At 42.8% G+C, this 17,389-nt stretch carries 12 protein-coding genes; 5 read left to right on the top strand and 7 right to left on the bottom strand.

Going from position 1 to position 17,389, the window contains the following annotated elements:
• Positions 1 to 54: 54 nt before the first annotated feature.
• Positions 55 to 1,746 carry a gamma-glutamyltransferase gene (gene ggt / locus MR764_RS13490; RefSeq protein WP_247979955.1) on the top strand — a complete coding sequence of 564 codons (1,692 nt, stop codon included), beginning with the start codon at positions 55 to 57 and terminating at the stop codon, positions 1,744 to 1,746.
• 30 nt (positions 1,747 to 1,776) lie between these two features.
• Here the strand turns inward: ggt and MR764_RS13485 are convergent, their stop codons facing one another.
• The 7 genes from MR764_RS13485 to MR764_RS13455 form a co-directional block, all read right to left on the bottom strand.
• Positions 1,777 to 2,703, bottom strand: coding sequence for an SGNH/GDSL hydrolase family protein (locus MR764_RS13485; RefSeq protein WP_247979954.1), 927 nt, complete (start codon positions 2,701 to 2,703; stop codon positions 1,777 to 1,779).
• A gap of 338 nt (positions 2,704 to 3,041) precedes the next feature.
• Positions 3,042 to 4,034 carry a CehA/McbA family metallohydrolase gene (locus MR764_RS13480; protein ID WP_247979953.1) on the bottom strand — a complete coding sequence of 331 codons (993 nt, stop codon included), beginning with the start codon at positions 4,032 to 4,034 and terminating at the stop codon, positions 3,042 to 3,044.
• 258 nt (positions 4,035 to 4,292) lie between these two features.
• Positions 4,293 to 4,934 carry a hypothetical protein gene (locus tag MR764_RS13475; protein WP_247979952.1) on the bottom strand — a complete coding sequence of 214 codons (642 nt, stop codon included), beginning with the start codon at positions 4,932 to 4,934 and terminating at the stop codon, positions 4,293 to 4,295.
• Positions 4,935 to 5,132: 198 nt separating this feature from the next.
• Entirely contained in the window at positions 5,133 to 6,146 is a 1,014-nt protein-coding gene (locus tag MR764_RS13470; RefSeq protein ID WP_247979951.1) for a hypothetical protein, read from the bottom strand.
• A 454-nt stretch (positions 6,147 to 6,600) separates the two neighbouring features.
• Complete coding sequence (locus MR764_RS13465; RefSeq protein ID WP_247979950.1) at positions 6,601 to 6,807, bottom strand: hypothetical protein; 207 nt, start codon at positions 6,805 to 6,807, stop codon at positions 6,601 to 6,603.
• 444 nt (positions 6,808 to 7,251) lie between these two features.
• Complete coding sequence (locus MR764_RS13460) at positions 7,252 to 7,869, bottom strand: DUF4386 domain-containing protein (RefSeq protein WP_247979949.1); 618 nt, start codon at positions 7,867 to 7,869, stop codon at positions 7,252 to 7,254.
• Between the two features lie 237 nt (positions 7,870 to 8,106).
• A complete protein-coding gene (locus MR764_RS13455; protein WP_247979948.1) occupies positions 8,107 to 11,592 on the bottom strand; it encodes a hypothetical protein in 3,486 nt (1,161 codons plus the stop codon).
• A 362-nt stretch (positions 11,593 to 11,954) separates the two neighbouring features.
• Between MR764_RS13455 and MR764_RS13450 the strand changes: the two genes are divergently transcribed.
• From MR764_RS13450 to MR764_RS13435, 4 genes are all read left to right on the top strand, one after another.
• Entirely contained in the window at positions 11,955 to 13,208 is a 1,254-nt protein-coding gene (locus MR764_RS13450; RefSeq protein WP_247979947.1) for an outer membrane protein transport protein, read from the top strand.
• A 197-nt stretch (positions 13,209 to 13,405) separates the two neighbouring features.
• Positions 13,406 to 14,275: a YegS/Rv2252/BmrU family lipid kinase gene (locus tag MR764_RS13445; protein WP_247979946.1), complete on the top strand. Its 870-nt coding sequence runs from the start codon at positions 13,406 to 13,408 to the stop codon at positions 14,273 to 14,275.
• Between the two features lie 12 nt (positions 14,276 to 14,287).
• Complete coding sequence (locus tag MR764_RS13440) at positions 14,288 to 16,264, top strand: alkaline phosphatase family protein (protein WP_247979945.1); 1,977 nt, start codon at positions 14,288 to 14,290, stop codon at positions 16,262 to 16,264.
• A gap of 348 nt (positions 16,265 to 16,612) precedes the next feature.
• Entirely contained in the window at positions 16,613 to 17,377 is a 765-nt protein-coding gene (locus tag MR764_RS13435; protein WP_247979944.1) for an exodeoxyribonuclease III, read from the top strand.
• Positions 17,378 to 17,389: the final 12 nt, after the last annotated feature.

The raw sequence follows: 17,389 nt of genomic DNA, 5'->3' as shown, positions 1-17,389 counted from the left end.
GCTGCCAGATTTTTTCTACTTTTATTGAATCTGGCAAATTAAAAATCCTGACTCATGAAAAAATATTTACTCATTCTTGCAGCGACTCTTCTTTCTCAGTTTTCCTATTCTCAAGACCGGATCACCGGCAAAACCTTTGCGACCCGCAGCGAAGTAATCGCCCAGCACGGAATGGCCTGTACCAGTCAGCCACTGGCTACACAGGCGGCGCTCGACATACTAAAAGCCGGCGGAAATGCCATTGATGCAGCCATTGCTGCCAACGCAGTTCTCGGACTTGTAGAACCTACGGGAAACGGAATGGGTGGCGATCTGTTTGCAATTGTGTGGGATGCCAAAACAAAAAAACTGTACGGCTTAAATGCCAGTGGACGCTCGCCCTACGATCTGACACTCGACTATTTCAAGGAAAACGGCTACACCAAAATACCGGCGCTGGGACCGCTTCCGGTTTCGGTACCCGGATGTGTGGACGGCTGGTTCGAACTCCACAACAAGTTTGGCAAACTTTCAATGCAAGAAGTATTGAATCCGGCCATTTCTTATGCTGAAAACGGATTTCCGCTAAGTGAGCTGATTGCCTATTACTGGGGAAGAAACGCGCAGAGCCTGAAAAAATATCCAGGTTTCGAAGAAATATTTATGCCGGGAGGAAAAGCGCCAGAGAAAGGAGAAATCTTTAAAAATCCCTACCTCGCCAATACACTGAAACTGATTGCCGAAAAAGGCCGCGATGAATTCTACAAAGGTGAAATTGCCCAGAAAATTGTAAGCTACATACGTGAACAGGGCGGTTTTCTGAGTATGAAAGATTTTGAAGACCATCATTCAGAATGGGTGGAGCCGATTTCGGTGAATTACCGTGGCTACGATGTTTGGGAACTTCCGCCCAACGGACAGGGAACCGCAGCGCTGGAAATGCTCAACATCCTGAAAAACTTCGATGTGGCTTCGATGGGGTTTGGATCGCCTGAATACATCCATTATTTTGTAGAAGCAAAAAAACTGGCCTTTGAAGACCGCGCCAAATATTACTCCGATCCTGACTTCAATGATTTACCCATCGAAGAGCTGATTTCGGAAGACTATGGAAAGAAACAAGCAGCAATGATCAATCCGAAACGGGCTGCCCGCAGTTATCCCGCTTGGGGTATGGAACACGGAAATACCATTTACCTGACCACTGCCGACAAAGAAGGCAACATGGTTTCGCTCATCCAGAGTAATTTCCGCGGAATGGGCTCGGGTATGACACCCGGTAAACTTGGTTTTATCCTGCAGGACCGTGGCGAACTGTTTTCGCTTGAAGAAGGCCACATGAATGTTTACGAACCACACAAACGGCCTTTCCATACCATCATCCCGGCGTTTGTCACAAAAGATGGTGAACCTTTCCTTAGTTTTGGAGTAATGGGCGGCGACATGCAACCACAGGGACATGTGCAGATCATTTGCAACATTATCGATTTTGGAATGAACATACAGGAAGCCGGAGATGCGCCACGCATTCAACACACAGGTTCGAGTGATCCGACAGGTGGAGAACAGATGACCGACGGCGGACAGGTAACACTCGAAAGCGGCCTTGCTTACGAAACCATTCGCACTCTGATGCAGATGGGCCATAAAATTGGTTTCGACTTTGGCCCTTACGGCGGTTACCAGGCCATTCTTTGGGACAGCAAAAACAAAGTGTACTACGGCGCCTCCGAATCGCGTAAAGACGGCCAGGCTGCGGGATATTAATTCACAAATGGAGAAACCAAGAATTCTGAACTACTCTTTACTCAATAAAACGCTTAATTGATTTTTGATTTCCTCCGATTTTTGAATGGCTTCTTCCATAGGGAGCCCCTCTTTCATCCACGGTCGTCTATGTCCCGTAAATGTCAGCCAGGCATCCTTCATTATCACCTGAAGCTGATTTACCAAACTCAGTATCTTATCTCGGTCAGGATTTTCAGAAAGAAAACGTTCCATATCGTAGCTTTGTTCGGTTTGGTTTTCTCCCAAATACCACAGCATTTCACTGGCCATTACAAAATGCCCGTAATCATTCGGATGAACACCATCCTGTGCAAAAACAAAAGTGGAATCTGCCGCTCGCTGCTTCTCCAGTTCCTTTCGCATGGGCCAGTGAATATCAATCACGTTCCAGTCGGCGGTGTAGCGTTTACTGATCAGCCAATCCGAATAAATATCCAGCACATTTGCATAAGCCTCCCCTTTTCGCTCGTCGAATACAGGAGGTGTAACGTGGATAATTTCAGCGCCTGTTTTTTCCAATTCCCCGTGCAACCAAAGAATACCTTCCCTGAATTTATTAAAACGGGTATCATCGAATTCCAGGTAAATCCCATCATTCATACCATAATTGGCAAATACCAAATCGGGCTTTGTTTTTTCAAGCACGCGGTGGAGTCTTTCATGTAAATCAGGGCGGGGAAATGCACCGCCGGCGTGATTTTCTTCCGACAGGCCGGAAACGGTTTCGCTGGGCAAGCCCACATTTATAAATTCATACTGTTTTTCGGGATGATGAACCCTGAAATAAGCTTCCATGTACTCGATGTATTTTCCCTGGTAGGTTATACTGTTCCCCAGAAAAACAATACGTGTAACATCGTCCGGGATTTTGTACGGTTGCGAATAGGCCTGAAACTGAAGTACAGCCAATAAGGCAATTATAATGTGTGTGCGCATACCTGGTTGAATACTGCTTGATTTGTATTTTGTAAATTAAATAGCTTATCGATCATCTCCAATCCTTTATAAAACAATCATGATCCTCAGGAATCACCAACAGAAATCAAATAAAGATTTTTACTCTCCCTCGCTCCCTCTCTACACATAAAGAGGGAAGATAGTATGGCAGGCGCAATCAGGATAAGTCTGAAAACTTTGAACTAATTTTTGCTGTTGAATTTCGATAGGCTTTCAGAAAAAACGGGAGGGTGTACCAAAAGTTATTTCGTTCTTTGCATGAATCTTACTTTTGAAACACCCGCTTCTGTCTTTGCTCTTAATTCGGTTCTGCTATTTTACGACTTGATGAAAATAGGATTTGTCCATGCCGTTTTTCCGTTTTCATCGGTCACCTCGCACCTCACCCATTTGGGCTTTTTCTTGCTCATATCCCACTCGGCACGTTGTAAATCCTTTCCTTCCTCGGCGTTAAAAACACTACCGTTGCCGGCACCGTTAATCCTGAACGCAATCTTTTTCACGGGCGAGCACTCTATTTTTATTTTCATATCATCGCTCAGCTGGAAATCTTTTATCTCCGGACCGGTGGAAGCATAAAAACAACCGTTCTCCAATGCGTCGAGTACACTGCTTTCATCGAGTTTTTCCGCTTTTATCATGGTCCAGGCTTTTCCCACGTTTGAGCTATGGTGCACATCGTCGGTAGCCAGGGCCGATAAAACGTGCCCCTTGTTTAGCAACTGATCCCAGTAAACGTGCCCGTATGCGCTGTTGGTATCCTCGCATCCCTGATTATACACCTCAACTCCAAGGTACCCGCTCACCTCCATCATCTCCTCATAGGTATGCCCGGTCCAGTACGGATGCGCGTAAAAAACTTTTGCCCCCTTGCTTTTTATATCGTCGATCATTTCCTGTGCCGGCAGGTCTTTGTTGTATTCGTAAGGATGGGGCAATCCGAGCCCCAGAAAATGATGCGTTGGCGCGCCGGAATAAGTTTTAGGATGAAATTCGATACTGCTCAGGGCCAGAAAACCGGGCGCTGAAAAAGCAGACAGATCGTTGGTTCGCCGGTGGTCGGTTATGGCCACAATATCAAAGCCCTTATCGCGGTATTGTTTTATACGTGTTGGCACATCCACATCGCCATCGCTGTTGGTGGTATGCGCATGCAACGCGGTTTTGTACCATTTCCCTTTTACTGAAAAAGGATTAACCAGGTCATTTTTATTCGAAACATTTATTTTGGATTCTCCTGCAAAGGCTTTTGGAACCAGGGCTGTAAAAACACCAGCTCCTGCCAGCCCAAAAAAACTTCTTCGTTTCATGAATTGTTGGTTTATGATTAATAATTGATTAAGTGCCCTGAAATTAGCATAAATTATTTAATCGATGAGAACTAAAAAGAAGATCTCATTATTGGTTCTGTTTTTTGAACTGCGAAACAATCCCGAAGCCTTGGGACACAGTTGGCGTTCCCTAAACTTTGCCCTGCAATTTGTAGGGAATTAATCATTTTATTATGAATAAATCTTCATAATAATTTGTCTTACTCTAAAAACATATCCACCTACTTATTCTTAAGATTACTTATCCTTCTTTTTCCTGTTTATTAATATTCCCGATATTAAAGTCGCTCCAGTGCCATAAAATATCAATACAGAAGGTAGAAGTTTACTCAGTGCAGATTTATCAATGTTAAGGCTAAAAAGAATAAAAGGAATTATAACAAATAAAGTCACCATGGCAATAATAACATAATCCCAAACTTTAGAATTGTAATAATTAGGAAGTTTGGGGTTGTTGTTCATTAATTGCTTCTCAAATTGGGCTTTAAATTCATCCCATTGTGATTTATCATTGTTCTTTTTATGATAGAAAATCTTCTTTGTTCCGTACGTGGCAGATTTAAAAACCAAAGCTTCAACATTTACACCGCCAGTATCAATGCGAAACCATTTAATGTCAGAGTATTGAATTAAAATACCCATCTCATCAATACGAATGTAATCATCTGATAATGCAACCTTTATTGTTTTTATACCAAGTATATATTTTGATGAAAATCCAAACAAAACAGCAACGCCACCCAATATGCTAAATGATAAAATAGCGTTTTGAGTTGCTGCTCCAACATAGCCTGCGATTAGAAGAGTGAAGCAGCACGTCGACATTAAAATCCACGCAAACCTTTTATAATTGGATACTTTAAAACAATACTCATTCATTCGCGCAAAAATTAAGTAGGCAAACTTTATAACAGTATTTTTCTCGATAAATAGCCTATAGCGGTTGGTACATTTATGGGCGGATTCCGAAGAGCGTTCCTGTCCGAAGGACATGGAACTGCGATGCGAGAATCCGCAGTTGGCGTACCACCGAACCCCGCCCTGCAATATGTACTATGTTATAGCAAGTTTTTCATTTTATCTTGTTTTATACCCCATGTCAATTATCCGTTTTTTAATCTCTTTGTCAATCTTTGTTTTTGTTGTGTAAAACCCAAACATGTCAAGTTTCTTAGATAACTTTTGGTTAATAATTGTTTCAAAGTCAAGATTAGTTTGATAAATCACCATTTCATTCAGTTCTGGTAATTTTTCTAATCCAGTTAATTTGTCAAATGTTTTGCAGTTAATAATTTTCAAATCAACCAGGGAATTAAATTCAGTATCGAATTGAAGTTGTCCGAGTTGAATATTGTTCTCAATATGCAAATTCTTTAGATTCTTAAAATTCCCAATGTTGCTTAAATCGTTAAATCCTCTGACCCATGTTATTTCAAGTGTCTCAATCTGGTTTTCCTGAATTTCTAATATATTCTCTCTGCCACCAAGAATAAACTTGAGAGTCTTGAGTTTTCTTAATTTGTTTACAAAATCGACTGGAACTTTTTTAATAGAATTTAAAGAAAGAAATTCCAAATTACTTAAATCGCCGACTGCCGAAATATTCTTTGTGTGCCCACCAACAATAAGAGTCTTAAGCTTTTTGTATTCTTTTAAATATTCAAGGTTTAAAGCTTTTGTTTTTGTTTCAGTCAGAATTAATTCAGTCAGTTTTTTTAGGTTGTCGGAATTTAATATCTCTGTTTCGGTAAGTTCAAAGACTCCCAGTGAAAGATTCTCAATGTATTTTAGTTCTTTAAGTGTGTCGATATTCACTGCTTTAGTCAAACAATCAGCGTACAAACATTTTACATGTGGAATTTTCAAAATGGTCTTGAAATCAAAAATTCCAGAGTAATTACCATAAAATCTTACTCCTAAACTTGTGTCATGCTTCTCACATAACTTGTCTAATTGCGAAAGTATTTTATCATCGAAAGTCTGTCCAGAAAACTGTACAATCACATGTTTATCTCCACTGAGTTCTTTCTCAATATACTCAACGTCAATAGTTTTTGGGTCATTTATTCTATTTTGTCTCAGTGTTGCCACATGTGAATTAGAGTCATTTTAAAATTGCTTGTAACGGTCACTTGTATGTGGTCGGGCGGGATTTCTGGAAGAAATCGTGTCAGACCCGCAGGAAAGTGGGCGCAAGGTCTGACTTGTCAGACCGCTAAAACCCCCGCCTGCCATGTACAATTTGTTACCGGTAGGTTTTTTATTCATGGTCAAGTTGTTAACTGTATAAAAATATCATTTTCTGAGCAAAAGTTTCAAATAACCACTTCGCTTTTTAAATTTTTCTTCAACCCCCAAAGTCAAAGTTGCTTGTGGGTTGCAGGTAACCAGCGGCGGTTTGCCCCGCCGAAACGTGAGTTTTACCATTCCTGACTTATGCCGCTGGCGGAAAACTTGCGAGTACAAAACTGTCCGCCAATTTTTTTATTCCAGCCCAGATAACTAACGGCCAAAACCCAAACTGTCAAATAACTGCCTGCTGTTCCTAAAAATGCGCTGGACGGTCAGGCTGCAAAACGGTTTTACAAATTGTTAAACTGCGAAAATTGGCAACTTGCACTAACCAATTTTTTGCAAGTTTTGTGACAGCAGTTTTACAAGCGAGCAAAAAACCAAAGAACGAACGTTTTAAATAACCACCAATTTTTTCTTCAAACTTACCGGTAACGTGCGTGGAAATATACGATTGCATTTATTCCCTTATCGTCAACTGTATTCATATCACCTATCAGGTTTGAAAAGTATTGTTTTTCTGTTTTTACGAGAAATCGCGTATTCAAGGCTATGCACATTTAGTTCCGAGATTACCGGAATAAAAGTAAACATAAGTTGGAAGAATGATACCTCAGTAAATATTATGGAGTAGTTTTCATGCCTTTGGGGGTACTTCAGAAGAGGGTATCTACAAATCTAAAAAAATATTTCTGGCTTACAGATTGAAAGTTAGTTTATAGAAACTGAATATTGATAACACCGATTTTGCAAACAATCACAGATGAAATCGGCGAAAATCAGTTAAATCAGCGTTACCTGTGTTCCATTCGTTTTTTAATGTGCGTTTCATACTTTTTGATGAGCTGACTGCAGCAGGCAAAATACCGAGCGGGGTGCCTTAAAAGGGTTCGAAAGAGCCAGATCAGGCGTTTTCTTTCCCGCCTTTTAGCAACAACCACAGCGCAAAAGCCATTTCGCCCAAAATACTGGGGACGGCCAACAGGGCCAGGAAAATTCCGGCAACCGCATCGTAACGGGCTATAACAAAATGGGCTGTTGTATCTACCAAGTACATAATTCCGGCAACTACCAGGAAAAAAGCAATCCATTTCGGCGCTTTGATAATTGGAGACAGCAGGATCAGATGAGCGCCAAAAAAGAACAGTCCGATCAGCCAGATGGTGTTAAAAGTATCTACCCGTTCGGTTATTAGCTCTGCCGAGTTGGCTTTCAAGGTAAGCACCAGCGAGAAAACTGCCACCCCCATTATAATGGCGTGCATTAACCTGAACCAGGTGCTCAGGCGGGAGAGTTGGTTCCGGCGATACATTTCGAAAAGCCCCCAGGCCACCACCACATCAAACACTGCGGCAATTAAAAAGGCCATTATACCCAATCGCACCATCATATTGTGTTGCCAAATGGTTTCCAAAGGTGCTTGCCGGAGCGATTCCAGCATAAAGAAGTTGGCAAAAATGGCGGAGAAAAAGATAATCAGATAGCTGACACCCGTTATGACAGAGATTTTCCGGAGATTCATCGCAAAAAGGTTTTTATCTTTTGTTTTTTACTTTTACGGATACATAACCGAAATTGACCGGTTTTGTTTATTGGGTATTGCAATCCAACACCTTCAGCGTGGTGAAAAATCATGAAAGGGAGAAACCTTAACAGTCCGTTAAACCGGAGTCATTTGTAAAAAAGAGCGGGCCTTTAAAACAAAAAGTTCCATCTGTCGTGCGACAAATGGAACCTTTCAGTATTGTAAAAAATCTTACTATTTCCTAAACAGCGGATCGGCGCCAATAGTCCCCACCAATTCGGCCAGGTATTGTTTCGATTCGGCATGTTCCAGCAGTTGCTCCGCCTTTTGCAAACGAGCTGGGATATTCAGCTCTTTTACCAGCATCTCGTTCTGGCTGTCGGCCATAAATTCTTTCAGGTAGGCAATCTGCGACTGATGGAAAGCAACATCTTTCTGTTGCTTTAGCGCCAGTCGTTCCTTGTACCAATCGGCTTTCAACACTTCGTCGCGGTCAAACAACTTGCGCAACGACGGATCGCTGATGTCTTTTCCTTCGTAATGACCGTAAGCCATAACATGCAACAGCACTTTTAACGGCGGAATAGCCGCTTCCACACTTCCGTCTTCAAAATAAGGAAGGGCAGCACGCTGCATCGCCTCGGTAATGTTGTTGATACCATCCACATACTCTTCCATTCCCTGCAATTCGGGTTTCAGCATGCGTTCGTTAAATACTGCCAACGGCTCATCAAACAAACGGTTCATACAGCGGAAGGCAAAATTCTTGGTAATACGGTAGCCCAAACGGCTGGCCAGTACTTTCTTTCCCTTGTATTCGAAATCTTCGAGTTTTTCCAGACAGCCATTTTCGATCAGTTTTTTCGGATCGCGGTCTTCAGGAACCAAACGTGCCCAAATTTCAGGAACCAGGATACTGATGTCGTGGTCGAAACGGTTTTCAGAACCGATGTAACCCGCAGCCGAGCTAAAGCCAGCGTATTCTGTCAGAATGTACGACAGCAACGCATTGTTCAGGTCGGTGGTTGGAACCAGCATGTTGAACGGCCCTTTGGTAAGTGCGCCTTCCAGTCCGGCACCAGTTGTCGACGGCGATTTTCCGGTAATACTGGCAATGAAATCCATGAACAACTCAGGAAGTTCCTGGTAGTGGATCGGATTGTACACTGCCAGCGGGCGAATGCCTGCTTCTTTTTCTGCCGGATTATTCCTTCTTCCGGGCAAAACCGCGTTAACCGGCCAGTAAACCGGATCCTCTGGTTTGATCTTCCTGAACAAACGCGCTCCCACTTCCGCCAGGTACGAATCAAGGGTTTCTTCCTTGAAAATATTGCGCTGCAGGTAACGCGGATTGTTGGTAGGAACCCCATCAACAATGCGGGTATGCGAAGGTGTTACAAAATAAGTATCGGCATCGCCGTTAGCAACTGAAGTGATAAACGCCTTCACCGGTTCGGTGTATTTTTCGAAACTAATGGCATTGTCGATCAGTTCCTGCGCGTTCTCACGTGTCAGTGGCTCGTAATTGGTCAGGAAAGTATTGTTGTCGACAATTTCGCGTTCAGCTTCTTTGTCGTAACCGCGAATTACCGCCTCATCGGGGCGCTGAAACAGGTAACTTTCACAGTTGGCCACCAGTTTCACACTGGGGTTCGCATACTCTTTATTAAGATTACTCAGACGATTAGCCGGAACGGTAATGGTAGCCGAAATATCGTCTTCGGTCTGAATCTTCATACAGGGAACAAAGTCGGACCGCAGTTTGTGCAGGAACCATCTTCCTTCGGGGTTAAATCCAATGCGAACATAGCTGGCAGTTATCGGATTGTGTTTGTAACGCAACACATTTCCCGGACGGCCATTCACAATTTCAACGTTAAACAGCTCGCGCCATTTAATATCTTTTTCTTCGTTTCCGCGGTAATGCCGTTTTACAAACAGCGCCAGGGTACGCACGTGTTCCGGAATTTCACTCAGAAACTTGTTGTATTCGTCGCTGTACTGATCCGACGGCGTCAACAATTTTACTGCCGATCCAAGGGTGCGCTCCTTGCTCAGGAATGACCTGGAAGGCGCTGCATCGGGACGAATGTTTTTCCAGCGGTTCGAATAATTGTGGTTGATGATTTCATCTACTTTATCTTCGGCTTCCTCCAGGTTTTCGATGTAGAACGATCCGAATTTGATGGCATTTTGCATCGACTTCGAAATTTCGGATTTTCCGCCACCCGAAACCGTACTTGGTTTATGACAGAACATACCTTCGGGCGCCGTGTCGATAATGCGCCACATCGATTGTGTCTGATGCTTTACCAGCTGGAACTTGTGGCCTGTTGGGTGCACATAAACCTTTTCAGGCGAAAGTTTCAGGCTGTAATTCTGGTTTTTATACGTCCAGCTTACGGCACTTTTTTCAATCTCAATGTCGGCGTTTTCAGGGATGTAAACAATCTCCGGGTATTTTTTATCAATGGCGTAATTGCCTTTTTGCAGTTCAATTCTGTCGCCCAGTAATTTTTTGGTTTCCTCAAACGAATAAGGCTGCTCGAATTTTTTGGTGAAATTCGCACCAAACACACTGTCGCTCATGTTTCCGCGCGGGAAAGCAATGGCACCACCCGAGTGTTCTTCTTCTGCCAAACCAAAAAGGTTAGCCGAATAGCTGATCTGCGTTTTTATTTCCTTTTTCGAATATCCGTAATAGTTATCGGCGATCAATGTTACCACCACGCCACGGTCGTCGCGGCAAGTGAGCTTAAACGCGCCACCATCGTTGTACAGTTCGTTTTCATCTTTCCAGCACATTCCCTCCTTACGTTGACGTGCAGAAGCGTCGTCGTAATGCGGCAGTCCCACATCTTTCTTTTTCAGGTGTACCAACTGCGGAGCCAGAATAATACATCCTGTAGTTCCAGTCCAGTGATCCACATCCAGTGCTGCATCGTTCATGGCCAGGTTGTGGTCGCCGGCGTTACCAAAAATCGTTTCCACAAAATCGAGGTTACTTACCAGGCTACCCGGTGCAAAAAAGCGGATTTCCATGCTTTTCTCGCTGATCACTCCTTTTACCTCGGGGCAAACCACCGGGCGCAGCAATAGCGACACCATTACTGCAGCATGTTTTTCCTGGCTTGCTGTAAACGGCAAATACTTTAGTTCTTCCGAAGGATTCAACGCCGCATGCAACAAATGTGCAAAGGTAATTTTCGGAACTTCTTTCTTATCGAGCGGAACTGGCAGCCCTCCCCTTACAATATGAAAAGTACCTTTAGTTGTTCGTTTATCGCGGGCCGGGTTATTCAAAATCCCTTGCTTTAGGCGGTACGAACTCAAAAGTTCGCTTTTGAATTCGGTACCATCGGGCGGCAGACTTAATTCGCGCGCCATTCCTTTCTGGTTTAGCACCAGGGTATCGCTGGGTAAACGAAAGCTTTTGTTGAAATCAACTTCTTTCAGATAATCATCGATAAAATTCTGAATACGGGTATCAACCGGAGAAAGATGACCGCTCAGCAAGCGCGATTTCTGACGGAAGCTGTTAATGAGCCCTTCGGTTAATCCCAAAAACTTTGCGTTGGCGTATTTTTTATCCGCATCTGAATCGTCGTTAAATACGGGCTGGCCCAACGAAGCCAGCTGAAGATTAATGAACTGGATCATGTCGCGCCTGTCGCGCAACAATTGTTTCCGTGATTTATTTAAAACCTGAGAATTTTCCATTTTACTATATTTTCTTCTGTTTACTATATCTCTTTATGGTTTACTATCTTGTGTTGAACGGCTCCTGTTCCGAAACCACCAGGCTGCAATCTGTCTGCTTTTTCTCAGCTTAACGAGAGCACATCATTTTGGTTGCTCCAAAATCCATTTTCCAGTAAGCTTTTATCAATCCAGAAATAAAATTACACAATTCAGAACGATTATAGATAAAAGGAAGTGCCGCACAGATAAGATTTAACGGAATCTTCTTGAGTCCTATTATCTATCTATTGACATATATCAATATTTTTAATCAACTGAACGAATGTCAATTTGAGTACTTTTTCTACTTTAGCAAGCTGAAAATCACAAATTAATTAACTATGAAAAGAACTATGTATAGGCTAATCTGCCTGCTTCTGGTTTCGCTGTTTGTTTCATCTCAATCCTATGCAACCGACGGCTATTTTACAACTGGTTATGGTACCATAAATAAAGGACTTGCCGGAGCAGGAATTGCATTTTACCAGGGATCGTTGATTAACGGAAACCCGGCTGCTACTGTTTTTCTGGGTCAGCAATATCAAATTGGGGTTGATTTCTTTAACCCAAACAGACAATACACAATTGGAGGTACAGCGGCGCAGGATGCAATGTTTCCCCTGGCTCCGGGAACAGTAAAGAGCGACAGCAAATTATTTTTGATTCCTTCGATTGGCGCCAACTGGATGTTAAACGAGAAATCGAGCATTTCAGCCGCATTGTTTGGCAACGGAGGCATGAATACCGACTATCCAACCATGACTTTTGGTGATCCATCCTCAGCATCTACCGGTGTTAACCTGGCGCAGATGTTTGGAAATATTACCTATTCACACAAACTGGGCGAAAAACACAGCATCGGTGTAACCGGAGTAGTATCGTACCAGTATTTCGAAGCAAAAGGTCTGGCCTCTTTCGCCGGATTTTCTTCGGATGCAACGGCGCTTTCAGGAAACGGTAAAGACAGTGGTTTTGGCGTTGGTTTTAAAGTAGGTTACCTCGGACATTTAACTGACAACTTCGCCATCGGTCTTACTTACCAGTCGAAAGTGCTTATGAGCGAATTTAAAGACTACGCCGGTTTATTTGCCGAACAAGGCGATTTCGACATTCCGTCGAGCTGGACAGCTGGTTTTTCATGGGAATTTGTTCCTGATCTGACCTTGATGGCCGATGCTAAAGCGATCCATTACAACGATGTAAAATCGATTGGAAATCCTATGCTTCCGAACCTGATGCAAGGACCTCTGGGAAGTGATAACGGTGCCGGGTTTGGCTGGGAAAACATTATGGTTTACAAAGTGGGATTAAACTATGCAGGACTGGATACCTGGGAATTCAGATGCGGAGCTTCCTTTGGAGAAAATCCGGTTCCTGAGTCGGAAGTACTTTTTAACATCCTGGCTCCCGGAGTAATCGAAAATCAAATTGCACTGGGTCTTTCAAAAGCAGTGGGAAACAAGGGAAACAAAATTCATTTCGCCGTAAACTACGCGATGAACAGCAGCGTGAAAGGAAATAATCCTATGGCGCAGGGACAAACCATTGAAGTTGAAATGAATCAGTTGGAACTTGAACTTGGTTTTTCATTCTAACAGACATACTTGAGAAATACAATACCGATAAAAATCGGAATTACGAAAACCCGGGCATTTATCCGTCCGGGTTTTTTAGTTGAACAATTTTCCATATCTCCGGTTAAAGTCTTCATTTAATAAAGCTTAAAGTCACAAATCGATCCTTTGCATCAAAAGTTTTATCATCTTCGTGCAAATAATTTGAACCAGTAGGGATGCCGTTTAAAGAAGAACAAATCATATTCCTGATTAACCCATCTTCGGGGAAAGGAGGATATCTCGCTATTATTGAAGCCATACGGCAATATAATGCAGCAATTGACCACTTTATTACCGGAAGCAAGGAAGAAACCCGAACCTTTCTTGAAACCATCGATCCCAAGTACAAAGTGGTTGTTATTTGTGGCGGCGACGGCACCATAAACAGCGTATTAAAATACGGGATCAAAACCGGGCTTATTTTTGCGGTTTTGCCCAATGGTTCTGGAAACGGGTTTGCCCGCGAACTGGGCTACAAAAAAGATGTAGCTTTTTTAATCGACCAAATCAAACAAGGCCGCACCAAGGAAATTGATGTTCTGAATGTCAACGACACCTATTCGTGCAATGTCGCCGGTATCGGGTTCGACAGTTTTATTGCCAAACGTTTCGACGAAAATTCGAACAGAGGCCCGCTTACCTATGTTCGCGAAACTATAAAGGGATTTATCAATTACCAGGGAGTTGACGCGGCTTTAACGCTTAATGACACTATCGAAAAAGGCAGCTATTTTATGATCTGCTTTGCCAACACCAGGCAGTTTGGCAACAATGCTGTAATTGCCCCTCATGCCAATCCCCAAGACGGTTTGATCGACGTTGTTGTCATCCGTAAATTTCATAAAGTACTGATCCCCGTCATTATGTTCCGGCTCCTTTCCCGCAAGGGCAAAAACTCCCGGTACATCCGTTATTTCAAAACAGATAAAATAGAAATAGATACAAACTATGCGCTTTTCCATACCGATGGAGAGCCGTTACATAAAACAGACAATGTTTTAAATGTCAGAATTTCGGACACCATTAAATTAATTCAAACCCAATAATAAAATATTAATATGCCGCGACTCAGTATTAAACCAGTATTCAACAACAGATTCGCACTTGCCTTCGCCTTTCTTGCTGTTTATATTTGCATTTCTTTCATTACCCGAAGCATCTTTTACATTCTGTCGGTTCACGAAATCGACTTCTCGCTTATTACGCTGCTGAAGATTTATGCTTTGGGGTTGTTTTTTGATTTGGATACTGCCGCATTTTTTATTTTACCGTACGTCTTGTATGTCATGTTTGTACCCCAAAAATTTACAGGTTCTGTGTTCGATAAAGCGCTGACTTATTTCATTTTGTCGCTCACTATTTTTCTGTCGTTGTTTGGGTTTCTTGGCGAGTTTCCTTTTTGGGAAGAATTCAGCACACGTTACAATTTTATTGCGGTTGATTACCTCATTTATACCTACGAAGTGGTGGAAAACATCAATCAGTCCTATCCGCTTCCGTTATTGATCGGCGGTTTGCTGTTGTTGTCGGCGGCTCTGTTCTTTTTATTCCATAAACTGGGTGCGATAAAAGCCGCCTATTCAAGTCTGACTTCCATGAAATCCAGATTGGCTTACTTTAGTCTGTTTTTGGTGATCCCTCTTTTCTTCACTTCATTTATTACCAACAAACAGGCCGAATTCAGCGACAATACCTATGTCAACGAATTGTCGAAAAACGGGGTTTACTCGCTTTTTGCCGCTTACCGCTCCAATGAGCTGGATTACGATCGTTTCTATAAAACCTTACCGGTTAACGAATCGTTCACTACCATAAAAAAAGAACTGATACAGGAGAATCAGATTTTTGATGCGCCGGACAGCATCTTTAGCATCGAACGAAAAACAGTTTCAACCGGACAGGAAGAAACCCCAAACATCATACTCATTTGTGTTGAAAGTTTGAGTGCCGATTTCCTGGGCATTTTTGGAAATGAAAAACAACTGACACCCAATATTGACCAACTTAGTCAACATAGCGTATTGTTTACCGATATGTACGCCACCGGCACACGAACTGTCAGGGGTATGGAAGCACTGGTACTTAGCGTACCTCCCACTCCGGGTCACAGCATTGTGCGCAGGCTCAACAACCAGCACCTGAGTTCGATTGCCAGTATTTTCAGACAAAAGGATTATGAGCTGAACTTTTTTTACGGCGGCGATGGTTATTTCGACAATATGAACAGCTTTTTTGGCGGACAGGGATTTAATATTTACGACCGCAACCGTGGAAACCTGTTGTCGGACAAAATTGAAACCACCCGCACCAATATTACGGACGATGAAGTGAGTTTTGAAAACGCCTGGGGAGTTTGCGATGGCGACATGTACAACAAAATACTGGAAGTAGCCGACGACAACTATTCAAAAAACAAAAGAACGTTTTCGTTTCTGATGACCACTTCCAACCACCGCCCCTACTCTTTTCCTGAAGGAAAAATTGATTTGCCCAACGGCACACGAGAAGCTGCTGTTACTTATACCGACTATGCTTTAGGTGAGTTCATAAAACAGGCCCAAAGCAAACCCTGGTTTGAAAATACGGTTTTTGTACTGGTGGCCGACCATTGTGCCAGCAGTGCCGGGAAGTGGGAAATCACCGTGGATAAACATCATATTCCGGCGATGATCTATAACCTGCCCAATGTGGAGCCTCAGAAAGTGGACAAACTTTGCTCGCAAATAGATGTGATGCCAACGCTCTTTGGTTATCTGAACTGGGACTATACCACGTCGCTTTATGGAAAAGACATTTCAAAAATGACCGCCGAAGAAGAAAGAACACTGATTGGAAATTACCGCACTGTAGGTTTGCTAAAAGGTTCGGTTTTTACCGAGCTTACCGACAAAAAGAACGCGAATCAGTACTCGTGGATGGCCGATAAAAGGGAAATGAGCAAACTAAAAAGCCAGAACACCAAACTGATTGATTTAACCGTTGCCTATTACGAAAGTGCTGCGTACCGATACAAGGAAGGCTTGATGGGCGAATAAGCTGAATAAATCCTGTTATCAGGAAGTCTAAAAAAAGATTCTCATTTTTACTCATCCTTGCCTACAAGTATGAAAGCCTGCCTGCCCTAGACAGGGACGAATGTCAAGTGGTTCAATGCACGTCTGGATCAAGTATATTGATCGCAGTTTCCTTTGTTGACTGATCATCTTTCCCTTTTAAAAGGGAAAGACAGGAGAAAGGGTAAACAATCTAATTCAACTTTCATTCTCATTAGTGATTCACGGAAATCAAGAATATTTTATTTATTTACATTTGTTTTTACCAATCACAGTCAACATCATTTCATGTTTTCTGTTGTAGTTACATTGTTTTTTTAAATAGCACATATGAAGATTATCTCGTGGAATGTAAATGGCATCAGGGCCGTAGCTCAGAAAAATTTTTTCGACGACTTTCAAGGTATGAATCCTGACATTTTATGTCTTCAGGAAACCAAGGCGCAGGATGATCAGGTGGCCGAAACCCTTGCCGGTATTAGCGGATATCACATTTATTCGAACTCGGCAGTAAAGAAAGGATATTCAGGGACTGCCATTTTAAGTAAAACCGAACCGATTGCGGTAACACGTGATATGGGAATAGAGGATCACGACCAGGAAGGGAGGATTCTTTGTCTGGAATACGAAAATTTTTACATGGTTACCGTTTATGTTCCCAACTCGGGCAGCGAGCTAAAACGGCTGGATTACCGTCAGGATTGGGACAAGGCATTTTTTGATTACCTGAAAAACCTGGAGAAAACCAAACCGGTGATTGTTTGCGGCGATTTTAATGTGGCACACAAAGCCGTCGACCTGGCCCGGCCAAAACAGAACTACAATAAAGCGGCGGGTTACATGCGGGAAGAAATCGACGGGATGGATCGTTTTACGCAAGGCGGATTGATCGATACCTTCCGGTATTTTTATCCCGATGCAGTTGATAAATATTCGTGGTGGAGTTACCGCGCCGGAGCCCGTGGCAAGAATATCGGCTGGAGAATCGATTACTTTTTGGTAAGCGAAAGTTTCCTGCCTAAAGTTAAAGATGCCTTCATCCTCGACCAGGTAATGGGGTCCGATCATTGCCCGGTGGGAATTGAATTGAAATAAACTATTACTTGA

Source organism: Maribellus sp. YY47 (assembly GCF_023111095.1).
Lineage (GTDB): Bacteria > Bacteroidota > Bacteroidia > Bacteroidales > Prolixibacteraceae > Draconibacterium.
The sequence above is the reverse complement of the archived record's forward strand: the minus strand, read 5'-3'. Positions and strand labels throughout refer to the sequence as shown.